This window comes from Pedobacter sp. B4-66 (assembly GCF_018492665.1).
Taxonomy (GTDB): Bacteria; Bacteroidota; Bacteroidia; order Sphingobacteriales; family Sphingobacteriaceae; genus Pedobacter.
In genome coordinates this window covers 780,372-794,029 of record NZ_JAFVME010000003.1, presented here as the reverse complement: position 1 = coordinate 794,029, position 13,658 = coordinate 780,372, and the positions used below count along the sequence as shown (strand labels likewise).

Annotated in this window: 11 protein-coding genes; 7 read left to right on the top strand and 4 right to left on the bottom strand. The window is 37.8% G+C overall.

From position 1 onward, the window contains the following. The first annotated feature begins 28 nt into the window (after window positions 1-28). Entirely contained in the window at window positions 29-724 is a 696-nt protein-coding gene (folE, locus tag J1905_RS07965) for a GTP cyclohydrolase I FolE (protein ID WP_214226743.1), read from the top strand. On the opposite strand, the gene J1905_RS07960 is transcribed toward folE, so the two are convergent. After that, window positions 707-2,518 carry an ATP-binding protein gene (locus tag J1905_RS07960; RefSeq protein WP_214226742.1) on the bottom strand — a complete coding sequence of 604 codons (1,812 nt, stop codon included), beginning with the start codon at window positions 2,516-2,518 and terminating at the stop codon, window positions 707-709. The two genes, folE and J1905_RS07960, sit on opposite strands and share 18 nt — an antisense overlap. A gap of 258 nt (window positions 2,519-2,776) precedes the next feature. Here J1905_RS07960 and J1905_RS07955 point away from each other — a divergent pair, with 258 nt between their 5' ends. The 5 genes from J1905_RS07955 to J1905_RS07935 are packed head-to-tail and all read left to right on the top strand — an operon-like array spanning window position 2,777 to window position 7,267. Beyond that, window positions 2,777-3,646: a ThuA domain-containing protein gene (locus tag J1905_RS07955; RefSeq protein WP_214226741.1), complete on the top strand. Its 870-nt coding sequence runs from the start codon at window positions 2,777-2,779 to the stop codon at window positions 3,644-3,646. Window positions 3,647-3,701: 55 nt separating this feature from the next. Further along, entirely contained in the window at window positions 3,702-4,598 is an 897-nt protein-coding gene (locus tag J1905_RS07950; protein ID WP_214226740.1) for a sugar phosphate isomerase/epimerase family protein, read from the top strand. 18 nt (window positions 4,599-4,616) lie between these two features. Further along, entirely contained in the window at window positions 4,617-5,783 is a 1,167-nt protein-coding gene (locus tag J1905_RS07945) for a mandelate racemase/muconate lactonizing enzyme family protein (protein WP_214226739.1), read from the top strand. A gap of 35 nt (window positions 5,784-5,818) precedes the next feature. Then, the gene (locus tag J1905_RS07940) at window positions 5,819-6,304 is read left to right on the top strand and encodes a VOC family protein (RefSeq protein WP_108204094.1); all 486 of its coding nucleotides are present in this window, start codon (window positions 5,819-5,821) and stop codon (window positions 6,302-6,304) included. Between the two features lie 3 nt (window positions 6,305-6,307). After that, the gene (locus J1905_RS07935) at window positions 6,308-7,267 is read left to right on the top strand and encodes a 2-hydroxyacid dehydrogenase (RefSeq protein WP_214226738.1); all 960 of its coding nucleotides are present in this window, start codon (window positions 6,308-6,310) and stop codon (window positions 7,265-7,267) included. A gap of 160 nt (window positions 7,268-7,427) precedes the next feature. Here J1905_RS07935 and J1905_RS07930 read toward each other — a convergent pair whose 3' ends face one another. Then, a complete protein-coding gene (locus J1905_RS07930) occupies window positions 7,428-10,601 on the bottom strand; it encodes a PVC-type heme-binding CxxCH protein (protein WP_214226737.1) in 3,174 nt (1,057 codons plus the stop codon). Window positions 10,602-11,000: 399 nt separating this feature from the next. Between J1905_RS07930 and J1905_RS07925 the strand changes: the two genes are divergently transcribed. Further along, window positions 11,001-11,660 (top strand): NAD(P)-dependent oxidoreductase, encoded by a 660-nt coding sequence (locus J1905_RS07925; protein ID WP_214226736.1) that lies wholly within the window; start codon window positions 11,001-11,003, stop codon window positions 11,658-11,660. A 77-nt stretch (window positions 11,661-11,737) separates the two neighbouring features. Here the strand turns inward: J1905_RS07925 and J1905_RS07920 are convergent, their stop codons facing one another. Both J1905_RS07920 and J1905_RS07915 read right to left on the bottom strand, forming a co-directional pair. Next, entirely contained in the window at window positions 11,738-12,673 is a 936-nt protein-coding gene (locus J1905_RS07920; protein WP_214226735.1) for an NAD-dependent epimerase/dehydratase family protein, read from the bottom strand. A 90-nt stretch (window positions 12,674-12,763) separates the two neighbouring features. Continuing rightward, on the bottom strand, window positions 12,764-13,378 hold the full coding sequence (locus tag J1905_RS07915) for a Crp/Fnr family transcriptional regulator (protein WP_214226734.1): 615 nt from the start codon (window positions 13,376-13,378) through the stop codon (window positions 12,764-12,766). Between the last annotated feature and the right edge of the window lie 280 nt (window positions 13,379-13,658).

Genomic DNA, 13,658 nt, shown 5'->3' with positions numbered 1-13,658 from the left:
TCTTATTATCAATTAGTCATAATACCTTATGAAACAGAATGGAACCGCGTTGAACACAACGGACAATAACCTTTCTTTAACCGAGCTTGAAGATTTACTAGGCGAGCAACATATTGGTACCTCTTATGATACTCCCTTAAGAGCCGATGCTTTTGAATTAGGAGATCAGGAAAAAATTAAGATTATTGCTGGGCATTTTAGAGAAATAATGCAAACACTTGGGCTTGATCTTACAGATGATAGTCTTAGTGGAACACCTGGTCGCGTTGCAAAAATGTTCGTGAAGGAGGTGTTTAGTGGCCTTAATCCGGCAAATAAACCACAGATTACTTTGTTTGATAATAAATATCAATATAATCAGATGCTGGTCGAAAAAAATATAACGCTTTATTCTAATTGTGAGCATCACTTTGTACCTATTATTGGTAAAGCACATATTGCCTATGTTTCTTCAGGAAAGGTTATTGGTTTGTCAAAGCTAAACCGAATAGTTCAATATTATGCGCAAAGACCACAGGTGCAAGAACGTTTAACAATTCAAATTGCTAATGAGTTAAAGAATGTTTTGGAAACAGACGATGTAGCGGTGGTGATTGATGCGGTTCATTTATGTGTTTCATCAAGAGGAATAAAAGACATAAACAGTAGTACTGTAACGGCTGAGTATTCAGGTGCATTTTTAGAAAAGGCAACTAAGGATGAATTTTTACAATATCTTCGATAACTTTTCGACTTCAATAGTTAGTTTTTTTAGCTTACTGTAAAGATGTTCCGGATTAAACGGTTTTGGTAAGTAATCATTCATTCCGGCTTCTGTAACTTTTTCCATTACATTGTCGCTCACTGTTGCAGTAAGTGCTATTATCGGTACTTTGGCTTTAATTCTATTATCCATTTTGCGTATTGCCAATGCTGTTTGATATCCATCCATTACTGGCATGTAAAGATCCATTAGGATAATGTCGAAATCTTCTAATTCCATTTTTTGAAGTGCAACGGCTCCATTTTCTGCAATCATTGGTTGGATATTCCAACGTTCTAAAGTTTTTTTAATAACAAGAACATTTACTGGATTATCTTCCGCAACGAGGACTCTGAGCTCGGCTAACTCAAAACTTGGGGTTATTGATTTAATTGAGGTTTGTGTGTTGGTGATTTGGTATTGAAAATCAATATCAAAAAAGAATTTAGTGCCAACCTGAGGAGTACTAATCATGTTAATTTTACTATTAAACATGGTTAAAACCTTTTTAACAATAGGAAGACCAAGACCAGTGCCACCATAATTTCTGTTTATACTGGTAGAGGCTTGCATAAAAGGCTCAAAAATGTATTGTTGCTTTTGAGGATCAATGCCAATACCACTATCTTCAACGATAAAACGGATGATTATTTGACTTTCAGTTAAGTTTACCGTCTCTATATTTAAGCTTATAAAGCCGTTCTCAGTAAATTTTATTGCATTATTTAATAGATTCAATAATACTTGAGTTAATCTTGTTGGATCACTAGTTACAATTTTACCAGCTAGATCTTCTGTAATAGAAAGATTTAAATCAAGCATTTTTTCGCGAGCCTTCAATTTAAGACTTGAATAGTTATTTTTTATAAGTTCAGTTAAGTTGAAAGGGATGTTTTCCAGTTCGGCTTTATCCGAATCGAACTTATTAAAATCGAGAACATCATTGATAAGCAACAATAAGTTTTCGGCAGAAAATTTAAGAACAGCTAAGTTCTCTTCCTGGTCTTCTCGTGGATTTTGGAGTAATAGTGCATTTGATATCCCAATTACCCCATTTAGAGGAGTACGTAATTCATGAGACATTGTTGAGAGAAAATTCATCCTGGCATCAGAAGTATTTTTAAGGTCGGATAATGTGGTGGTAAGTTTTTCATTAAGCCCCTTAAGCTCATTTTTTGCAACGCTTAGCTTAATGAAAATATGATTAAATGCCTTGAAAAAATAATAGTGCAGGTAAATGATCCACAAAAAATTATAAGCTGTAACAAAAAGATGAGTAGCATTTGAAACCTCATATGGACCCGATCCGAAATAGAAATGAGTTTTGTTGTTAACAGCTATATATATAAGTACAGGAACTATATTGATTGTTGAGTAAAACCAGCCCCATTTTAAACCATGCATATAGAAACTGAGTGCGCTTGCAAACCAAATGAATTGTAATGTCTCTACATTTACACTGCGGGCGTAAAATGATATATTACTGAATACGGCCAAAGTGAGGGCACAGATAACAATGTGTGAAGCAAATTTCCATGCTTGGTTATAATAAATAATAGCAATAAGAAATGCGCAAGTAATGAAAACAGAACTTACCCTGATTAAATGCTGCGTCTCTCCACCGATATAATAGGCAATGATTAATATTGTTGTATACGGTAAATATAAAATCAAGATATAAGTTAGCATTTTAACACGAGCCTGATTTATAGAATCAGTTTCGCGCTGCACTAATTTGCTAACGAATAAATTAATAGATTGAAGTAATTGGAGCATAATTATCTTAAAACGTGCAAATTAAAAATTATTATGCATAAAGTGAACAGTGTTTAATGACTGGATAGTAAGATGTAAGCATAGAATGCATGTTTGGGGGTTTTTGATGCATTTCGACACGAACTTGTGACAGACGAATAGTGTTTTTTAACTTGGTTTTTGTTTTAATAATCATATTTTTGATTAACCGTTAAATTAATTGCTTTCCGGGCTGACGCTTATCTAATTAGTCCATCTAACCAAAAAAATAAAACCACAATGAAAAATCTAAAGGGCTTAATATGTTTAATTGCAACAAGCATATTGCTATTCAATTCTTTCTATTCTACTGCACAAAGTAAGAAGCAGAAGTCAAAAAAAACACTTGTAGTATTTGTTACAGGCGACCATGAATACAGTAGTGAAGCTACCATGCCGCTTATTGCCGCCGAATTAGAAAAAAACTACGGAATGCGTACAATCGTTCTAAAATCTTCACCTGATTATACATCTGAAGAAAACATTCCAGGATTGGAAGCTTTAAAAGAAGCAGATTTAGCTGTATTCTATTTGCGCTGGAGACGTTTACCTGAAGATCAGGTAAAATACATTGATGATTATTTAAAGTCTGGCAAGCCGGTAATGGGCTTCAGAACAACTACACATGCCTTTAATTATCCGGCAGGACATCCACTAGAAAAGTGGAATGCTTTTGGTGAATTAGCATTTGGAGCGCCTCCAGGATGGGGAAAAGGGGGGCACACTCATTATGGTCATAATTCTACCACTGATGTTTCTGTTATCCCTGCTAATGCTAAACACCCAATTTTAACTGGTGTACCTAATAATTTCCACGCAGACTCATGGTTGTACCACGTATTGCCTCACTATCCGGTAAAGGGATCTACATGGTTGTTAATGGGCAAATCTGTTAATCCTGATAAGGCGGCAATTGATAATCCTGTTGCATGGACATGGAAAACAGCTGCTGGCGGAAGGTCATTTATGACTACACTTGGTCATCCGAAGGATTTTAACGAAGAGGGCCTTCAAAGGCTTGTCATCAACGCTGTTCATTGGACTTTAAATAAACCTGTTCCAAAAAAATGGGCAGGTAAAATAGAAATGAACGTGCCTTACAGAGACTAAAAGTACAATTCTGAAACACACTTTTTAAACCAAATATTACCTTATTTAATTCTTTATGGAACTTTCAATACATAATTGGATGCGATCCGAAACGATAGAGACCACCATTCGCAGAGCATCCAGTCTTGGCTACACTAAACTTGAAATTGCAGGGAGTCCTGAACATTACGACACCAATCTGGTGCGAAAATTGTTAAAAGAACATGGCTTATCCTGCTGGGGATCTGTTACTTTGATGCTTGAAGACCGTAATTTACTTGCTAAAGATGAAGCCCAAAGGGCAAAATCTGTACAGTACGTAAAAGATGTAGTCCGCATGGTAAAAGAACTTGATGGCCATATGGTTTCCGTGGTGCCTGGTACTGTCGGAAAAATAGTGCCTGATGGAAGGCCAGAAGAAGAATGGCAATGGGCCGTTGATTCTTTAAAAGAGATTTACGAATACACAGAACAATCAGGAATATTAATTGGAATAGAGCCTATTAACAGGTTCGAAACCTATTTTATAAATAGAGGAGAACAAGCTTTGGCTTTGGCTCAGGCTGTTGGACCTAACTGTGGTGTTTGTCTGGATACTTTCCATATGAACATTGAGGAAATCGATATGTTCGAAACCATCAGGAAAACAAAAGGAAAACTGATAGGATTTCATGTTGCTGATAACAACAGAATGGCACCGGGAATGGGTAATCTGAACTGGCGAAAAATAATAGATACACTTCAAGAAATAGGATATAATGAAGTGCTTTCTGTTGAGTTCTGCTCTCCATTAGACCGCACACCTGCTAATCCTTATCCAAATTCTATTGATGAAAACCCAATAGATTTATCTCCAGAGCAAAAGAAATTTTTGGAAGATCATGGCAGTACTTCAGTTTCAGAAGAATTTTATACTATGCTGACCAGGAAATCTTTTGATACCTTATCTCAACTTATTAGTAACACAAATTAAACCACAAAATAAACCTAAATGAAAATAACAAATGTAGAAGCGTTTTGGTTGCGCTGTCCCATTCCGAAGGAAAAGCAACACTTTTCTGACTATGGTCTGCTAACCAATTTTGACATGACTCTTGTTGTGATTACAACAGAAGACGGCCTTCAGGGCTTTGGAGAGGCTAAAGCTGCCGTAGGGTCTTCTGGAGTCTGTGCATCAATTGTAAGTTGCATAGAAAATGAGTTGAAGCCTATTTTAATGGGCAAAGACGCAAAAAATATAAATCGACTTTGGGAAGAAATGTATAATGGCACACGTGATCATTATGCACTTAGCAGAGGCAGAAGATTTCCAATTCTTGGAAGGAGAGGGCTTACTGTATCCGCAATGAGTGGTATAGACACTGCTTTGTGGGATTTAAAAGGTAAGGCTTTGGGTGTTCCGGTAATGGATCTGTTAGGTGGTTCTTGTCGCGATCAGATGCCTGCTTATGCAAGCGGTGGCTGGGCAGATGCCGAAAACATTGGGACACAATTAAATGGTTACGTAGCCAAAGGATTTAATGCAGTAAAAATGCGTGTTGGTATTATGGATCAAACGGTTCAAAACAGTATCAATCGTGTAAAAGCTGCAAGAGAAGCCCTAGGGCCAAATATTAAATTGATGGCTGATGCACACGGAACTTTTAGTGTGCCTGAAGCTAAACAATTTTGCAGAGGGGTAGAAGATTGTAATTTATACTGGTTTGAAGAACCCATTAGTCCTGATAACAGACATGGAACTGCAGAAGTAAGAGCTTCTACAGCTATTCCAATTGCTGCGGGAGAAAGTGAATACACTAGTTTTGATATCCGCGACTTACTTGAGGTAAGAGCTCTTGATGTAATCCAGCCTGATGCAGCCATCATTGGTGGTATTTCAGAAACGATGCGCGTAGGTCATTTGGCGAGTGTTCATCAGCTTGAATTGGCTCCTCATTGCTGGGGTTCTGCCTTTTCTTTTATGGCTGGCCTAAATGTAGCTTTTGCATCTGCAGCTGCAACAATAATTGAGTTCTCTCTAGGTGGAAATCCAATGATGTATGACTTAGTAAAAGAGCAAATAGAGGTTAAGGATGGAGTAATTGGTGCTCCAACAGCACCTGGATTAGGATTAACTCCTAATTGGGATTTCGTAAAGGAATTCAAACAGACAATTTAAAATAGGTAATTAAATAGTATTAAAAATATTTAGATATGGCACGTGCAGTAAAAATTAATCACGTTACACTAATTGTAAACAACCTGGAAAAAGCAGGCGAATTCTATCAAAATGAACTAGGCTTAGAACCACTTGCAGCATTTAGGTTTGACTACCCGGTGATGTTTTTTAAATTTAATGATGAGCAACAATTGCATCTTTCTGAATGGGAAGATACTACTTCCTTCCGTGGACACATCTGTGTCCAGGTTGATGACTTTAACAGCATTTTCTTCCGTATGAAAGAACTTAATGTTATTGATGTAAAACCTTGGGGTAAGGTAAGACAGTTACCTGACGGTGCTATGCAAATGTTTGTGCGTGACCCAGCCGGTAATCTTGTAGAGATTTCTTCCACTCCGGGAAGTGACGTTGATCCATTGATATTTGAAGATGAGTTTTATGAAGAAGGCTTGTACGTTTCGAATAGGAATGATTTTAGAGGGTATAGATCAGATGATGCCACTTTATATCATAAATAGCCAATGAAGAAAAACGTTTTATTACTTGAAACGATTGCCGATGATGCATTAACGATTCTTGAGGAGCATGTAAATGTATTGACGGGATATGATGAAGCTTCTTTAATTGAGGTGCTTAAAAACCCTGAGATACATGCAGTTATTACCCGTGGGAAAGGACAAATAAGTAAAGCATTAATGGAAGCCTGTCCGGCCTTGCTCATAGCTGCAAGGTGTGGCGTTGGTTTAGATAATGTGGATGTTCAGGAAGCTACCAATAGAAATATTATGGTAATAAATGCTCCCGGCTCAAATGCAGCTACCATTGCAGAACATAGTTTGTCATTGATGTTAATGCTGATGCGCAATATGTATGAATCTGTTTCTCAAGTTAAACAGGATAATTGGAACTGGCGTAATCAATATGCTGGTGATGAGTTGAATGGAAAAACGCTTGGGATTTTAGGAATGGGAAATATTGGTAAACGTGTAGCTAAACTTGGCGAGGCTTTTGGAATGAATGTTCTGTATTGGAGTAGGTCTCCTCAGGATCTTCCATATACCTATTTATCAATGAATGAGGTATTACAACAGTCAGATGTAGTTAGTCTCCATTTACCATTTACAAAGGAAACAGGAACAATAATAGGAGAGGAACAGCTTGCTTTAATGAAGCCTAATTCTTTATTGATTAACACTGCCAGAGGTGCTCTTATTGATCATGAAGCTCTTTTAAAGGCGCTTAATGATCAAAAGATTTCTGGGTTTGCAGCGGATGTTTTACCTGAAGAACCTCCGGTTCCAGGTTTTCCAATCTTGCACCACTCAAGAGCATTGGTTACGCCGCATTCTGGTAGCCTTACGGCTTCAACATACAGACAGATGTGTATGCTTACTGTAAAAAATGTAGTGGCAGTACTTAAAGGTGAAACCCCTGATGCCAAAAGCATATTTAATTATAGCGCACTTAAAGAGCGCGTTTAAAAGGGCTAAATTAAGCTCATTTAAAAAGGAATGCTGGCTTTTGCCAGCATTCCTTTTTTTTATTCGTCATTCTGAATTTATTTCAGAATCCGCCACAGCTATTTCTAGACCTTGTTTGTGTGAGGTTCTGAAATAAATTCAGAATGACGATTGATCAACACTACTTCTCTAAAGGATGTTGTTTTAACAATTCAGCCGGAGAATAAAATCCTGTTTTACTTTTCGTTGCATTTCTCACTTGTTTAACCTTGGCAGGAGATACCGCAGATGCCTGATTGCCAAATGAATTTCTTACATAAGTTAATACAGCAGCTACTTCATCATCTTTTAGCATACCTCCAAAAGGAGTCATTGGTACCTGGCCTGCGTATTTTTTTCCTTTAACTTCAATTGGTCCTTGTAAACCTTTTAATACCAGTTTAATTAAACGATCCTGACTTCCGGTAACCCATGCTGATCCTGTAATTGGAGGGAAACCAGATGATGGTAAACCTTTGCCGTCTGCCTGATGGCAGGTAATACAAAAGCCTTCTTTTGCAAATATGGCTTTCCCTTTTACGTAAAGATCTTTTTCTTTGCCAATAAGTGCAGTGGTCAGTTTTTCTTGTTTTTTCTCTCCGGCGGATCTTCCGTTTAAGTGTGCGATAGCAGTTTCATGAGCAGCTCTCATCCATTCATCAACAGGTTTTTTACCCGCTTCCATCTCAATAGGTAATGCTATTTCCTTAGGTAACCATGATGCGGCGGCAATCACTTCAAGGCGAACCCTGCCATGCTCGTCACTGGCAGCCTGCATTAGTAAATTTGCCTGATCTGCTACTTGGTGCCCAGTATATCTTAATACCCTTACTGCAGCTGCTCTTGCATGAAAATCCTTTGCTTTTAACAACTGTTTAAGTAATTGAACATCTACTTTATTAAGCCCCCAGGTTACCCAAAGCGCTTCTAAAACGTTGTGTTCATATCTAGGGTCGTTTTTATCCAATTTAGCTACCCATGATTTGACCTGAGGAAGAACATCTTCAGCTTTACGTCCACGTAACTCAGATCTGGTACGGGAGCGTGCTCTATCTTCAGGTAATTTAAGGTTATCCAATAATTCAGGAATACTTGCATCCGCAATTTTTGGTGCTTTTATCAAAGGACGAGAAGGGTAAGTGATTCTGTAGATGCGACCGTGTACATGATCCCTTAGTGGATCACGGGCGTTGTGCTGCATGTGGCCAATTAAAACATTGTGCCAATCAGCTATATACAATGAACCGTCAGGTGCAAACTCTAAATCTACTGGTCTAAAGTTTTTATCTTCAGCTATCATTAAGTCTTGTCTGTGTCTGCTCTTGAAACCGGTACCATCATCGACCAATGTGTGCTCTTTAGTACCTAAGAAACCAATGGTGTTATTGATTAGAAAATCGCCTTGTAGCTCTTCAGGGAAGTGGCGACTAGATACAAACTCTAAACCAGAGGTTGGGCGCACACGGTGTTCTGGCTGAAGTAAATCTCTCGATCGCTCTGTAAATACACCATATCTTGGTTTTACAGAAACTGGAAGCATCCAGCAAACATCAGGACCTGAGGTTTCAGCATAGAAATTTTGTCCCCATTGATCAAAGGCTATACCCCAAGGATTTGGAACATAAGGTTGTGCTGTGCGCTCTAGGTGGCGACGCTGAGGGCTATAGCGGTAAAAACCGCCATTAGTAGCTCTAACAGGGCCATAAGAGGTTTCTACGTTGGTGTGTAAAAATACGCCTTCGCCCATATATATTGCCCCAGAAGGATCAGTAGTGAAGGCATGAATATTATGGTGGGTATCATGATCGTCGAAACCACTCAAAAGAATTTCTCTTTTGTCTGCTTTACCGTCGCCATCTGTGTCTTTTAACAGCATAAAGTTTGTTCCTTGCGACAGGTAAACTCCTTCAGCAGTAATTTCAAATCCTAGTGGGAGGTGTAAGCCATCTGCAAAAGTGGTTTGCTTATCGGCCTTACCATCGTTATCTGTATCCTCTAAAATAATCAGCTTATCATTAGGTTTCGCATCACCGGGTCTATAATGAGGGTAGCTAGGCATTGTTGCCACCCATAAACGCCCCTTGTTGTCAAAAGTGATTTGGCAAGGGTTAGCCAAATCGGGGAACTCTGTTTCTGACGCAAAAAGGTCTATTTTAAATCCTGGTGCAACTTTAAGCTTACTTAGCGCTTCCTGACCATATAAATATTTCAAACTTCCATTGTTTCCTGGAGTATAATTGGTTTTGACTACAGGGGGAGGAGTAGTGTTTTTATCTGCAGCAACAAGATCCATTTTTTCACCATTTATAGCCTTCCAAATAGCTGTATCTCTTATTGCTGTCATTTCGCGGAGCCTTTTAATCTCTGCAGGATAGTTGTCTGGTCCGAATGGATCATATCTGCGCCCGTAAGCATGCACCCCATTTGGGATTTTAAAGTCATTATGCCAAGTCCAGTTTTTCTCATGAACAGCAGCATTAACAAGAGCTTTGTTTTTTTCTGATTTTATAGAAACTTTACCAAAAATCTGATCGGCTAATAAAGGTGCAAACCGTGCATATCCGTCATCACTTAGCTGTGAACCATCTATTGTAATAAACTTTTCGGCAGAATCGAACCAATTCTTGGTAGGTGAGTATGCATCAACAAAATGTACATTATTCTTTGCTGTAATTTCTTTCATAGCATCTGCATAAAGAGACAGGTTAATGTTTTCCTGTTTTCCATTAGGCAAATCAAATTGCTTAGATAAGTCTTCGAAAGCGATTGGTGAGACTATAGCAAGTTGCGGTGCAGAAATACCATTGTACTGTTGTTTTAGTGTATGTTTTATAAAAGCATCAAGTTCAGCCTTATAGTTTTCCAGACCTTTTGGCCCCTCAAAAGATTCGTTATATCCAAAGAAAGCGATAACTACATCGGCTTTGAGTCTGGTAAGCCATTGATCTTCGGTTTCAAAATGTCCTTGACTATCTGAGTTATTAGCCAATTCAATCTGGAATTTTTCGGCTCCAGGGAAGGCCCATGGAGAATTTCTGCTGGCATGTGGTCTGAATCCAGGAGTATTTCCTCCGTCGCACATATTTCTTATGTAAAGGTTGAAGTCAGGATACCGTAAGTGCATCTCTGTTTCGAAATGTCCATAGTTTAGCATCCTTGAACCCAGGTTGTTTCCTATAAGGACAATGTGTGCTCCCTTTTTTAATTGGAGGGGGGTTGAGTTCGGAGGGGTAAATTGCAGGGTTAAGAGCGCAATTACCACACCCGCCAAAATTGTAAGAGTAACATTAGTTCTCCTTTTTGCGAATCTGATCATTTAAAAATATATTATACCTAACAAATATTAAATATAACTTTTTCTGTTATATAATTTAACAGATACTTAATGAAATCAGAAATTTAACAACTCAAATAGCCATTGTATGAGTTTGCAAACAAAAAATTGAAATTTCCATCCTTCTTCTTAAGGAACATATTTTTCTTATTTTATGGTTTATAATAGATGACTGTGCCCTGTTTTATGGTATTTACCATTAATGGGGTAACCATGGTAAATGGCTTACTCGCTTAAAGAGAGCCCTTTGTAACTTCTTCGTGATGGTGATTTTTATTTGTTCACTAGATGTTTGTTAATTACTTTCAGATCATAAGTTGTACCTGATTTATTCTTAATTTTAAACCAATCCCCTTTTACTTCATATTAAAAATAGTAAAAATGAAGACACTTCCTCAGATTGCAATATTAGATGATTATCAAAATGTAGCTTTTTCATTTGGCGACTGGTCTGCTATCCATAAAAATGCCGATGTTACCGTGTTTAATCACCATATGGCTTCACAAGAAGAGGTTGTGCGTTCCCTACAGCCATTTCAGGTTGTTTGTGTAATGCGAGAAAGAACACCATTGTCAAGAGAGATTTTATCTAGTTTACCCAACCTTAAACTAATTGTTTCTACAGGCAGGCGTAATGCCTCGATAGATACGATAGCAGCTGAAGAATTGGGAATTGCCATATCAATTACCGGTTATCATTCTAGCGGGGCTCCTGAGTTAACTTGGGCCTTGCTTCTTGCAGTGACAAGACATATTGTCGCAGAATCTACTTCTTTACGCAAAGGTAATTGGCAAAGGGGGGTAGGAGTAGACCTTAAAGGGAAAACTATTGGGATTGTCGGCTTGGGAAACATTGGCAGTACAATAACACGTTACGCTAAGGCGTTTGAAATGGAAGTACTTGCATGGAGTGAAAACCTTACTGTAGAGAAAGCAAATGAACATGGTGCAAGGTTGGTAAGTAAGGAGGAATTATTTAAAATGGCAGACTTTGTGACCTTACATTTAGTGTTGAGTCAACGTTCCATATTGGCTATGTAACAGAAGATACATACCAAATATTTTATGAGGATACCATTAGTAGAATCGAAGAATGGCTATTTCCTGATAATTCATAGCTATTTCGAACGGTATAAGGTTTCTGACATGTATTTAATGCCTTCACTATAACTAGTTGGTTTTATTTTAAATTCATGCTCAAATTTTGAAGAGTTGAAATTGTAGTCATGATCATATTGATAATACATTTCTACGGTTCCGGCAACAACTTTTTTAAATAGCCCCACCAATTGAAGCATAAATTTATTGATGGTAGTGTAATTAGGTTTAACTCCATAAATGTTGGCTGCAAGAGTTATAAACTCTTTTCCAGTAATAGGTGCAGCGGTAGGTAAATGCCAGATTTGATTCCCTGAGTTAGGATCTTGACCTAAAAGATACATTGCTTTACCGGTATCAGGTATGTAAGTGAAATTGTGTAACGCTTTTGGATCACCAATCCATTGTGCAGATGTCTTTTTTGCATATTTATCAAGTACCATCATATCCAAAAAACTATTCATTGAGTCAGTTCCGTAAAAGTCGGCTGCCCTGGCAATAGTGGCTTGTATATTTCCTGCTTTAACTTCATCCATCAGTTGTGTGGCTATATTTGCTCTTACTTCTCCTTTTGCACTAACCGGGTTATATGGTGTCGTTTCAACCATAGGGCCTTTAACCAGGCCATACATATACACGTTATCGAAAAATATTAGTTTTGCCTGTGTTTCTTTGGCTGCATTGATCAGATTTTGCATGATTATAGGCCATTGTTGTTGCCATATTGCTTTATCATAGATCAATCCGGCACACATATAAACCACTGCAGAACCCTTTACTGCTGTAAGTACCTCTGGGTAGTTTAATAAGTCGGCCTTTTGCCAGGTAACATTAGTGCCTGTAATTTTTGCAGGTCTGCGACTTACCAACCTTATGGCTTCGTTGGGATTGTGGCTCAGTAGTTCTTGTGCAAGTGCGTTTGCTGTTGGTCCGCCGGCTCCTAATATAGTATGCATGTCTTTTCTGTTTGTATGATACAAATGTAATAGGCGTTTGTAAACCAAAACGTTAACAAAAGATAAGGAATTGTTTAAGTCTGGTACCTGTTAAGCGTATACTAAAGTTCTTTTTCTGATCCGTGAAAGTGATACAGGCGTAATACCCAGAAAATTGGCAATATAGTGCTGAGGTATTCGCTGCATAATTTCTGGTTCTGTTTGTAGCATTATTAGGTAACGTTCTTCAGGTGTTTTAGTAATGAATGAGGTAATCCTTTCTTCATAACAGCAGATATAATACTCGGCAACCAACCTACCAAAACGTTCCATCTTGTAGGCAAGTAATGGGCTGTTTAGCATCATATCCATGCTTTTACGTGAAATAAGGATCAGTGCGGTTTGCTCAAGCGCCTGTATGTAACCAGTGCATGGTTGTTGGGTAAGGTAACTTTTGTACGAGCTGACAAATTCATTCTCGAAGCTAAAATAACCGGTTATCTCAGTGCCATCTTTAATGTGGTAGTAACGTACGGATCCATTTATGATAAAACCGATGTCGTCACAAACTTTGTCTTTAACGGAGAAGTGATCTCTCTTTTTAATCGTTTTATAGTTTAAGTGACTGATGAATTCAGTCCATTCGATTTCATCAAAAGTGATAAATTGAGCTAATCCCTTACGAAAGATACCTAGTGCTTCATTTGAAATGACATAACTGCCCATAAAAAGTAATTAAAGGATGTTGATGATTGTATTAGTAAAAATAAGGTTTTTTTGATTCTCTATTTCATATGTTTTCTTTTGCCTTTTCCGAACAGTACATGTTCAAAAATGAACATGTACTGTTTCTCAGAGTCCTTTTAAGGCGGAATATTCATTGGCATATCTCTTGATCTTATTTGAAAAACAAACGATATGAAAAAATCCAGCTTCCCAATAATGACTTTACTTTTAATTTTTATGATTAATATAAAAGTGTCCGCTCAGAAAAGTAAAATTGTAG

Bases quoted from the DNA above. Each gene is read 5' to 3' on its own strand.
- J1905_RS07935 (WP_214226738.1), top strand. From the start codon at position 6,308: ATGAAGAAAAACGTTTTATTACTTGAAACGATTGCCGATGATGCATTA.
- J1905_RS07945 (WP_214226739.1), top strand. From the start codon at position 4,617: ATGAAAATAACAAATGTAGAAGCGTTTTGGTTGCGCTGTCCCATTCCG.
- J1905_RS07940 (WP_108204094.1), top strand. From the start codon at position 5,819: ATGGCACGTGCAGTAAAAATTAATCACGTTACACTAATTGTAAACAAC.
- folE (WP_214226743.1), top strand. From the start codon at position 29: ATGAAACAGAATGGAACCGCGTTGAACACAACGGACAATAACCTTTCT.
- J1905_RS07925 (WP_214226736.1), top strand. From the start codon at position 11,001: ATGAAGACACTTCCTCAGATTGCAATATTAGATGATTATCAAAATGTA.
- J1905_RS07960 (WP_214226742.1), bottom strand. From the start codon at position 2,518: ATGCTCCAATTACTTCAATCTATTAATTTATTCGTTAGCAAATTAGTG.
- J1905_RS07930 (WP_214226737.1), bottom strand. From the start codon at position 10,601: ATGATCAGATTCGCAAAAAGGAGAACTAATGTTACTCTTACAATTTTG.
- J1905_RS07950 (WP_214226740.1), top strand. From the start codon at position 3,702: ATGGAACTTTCAATACATAATTGGATGCGATCCGAAACGATAGAGACC.
- J1905_RS07920 (WP_214226735.1), bottom strand. From the start codon at position 12,673: ATGCATACTATATTAGGAGCCGGCGGACCAACAGCAAACGCACTTGCA.
- J1905_RS07915 (WP_214226734.1), bottom strand. From the start codon at position 13,378: ATGGGCAGTTATGTCATTTCAAATGAAGCACTAGGTATCTTTCGTAAG.
- J1905_RS07955 (WP_214226741.1), top strand. From the start codon at position 2,777: ATGAAAAATCTAAAGGGCTTAATATGTTTAATTGCAACAAGCATATTG.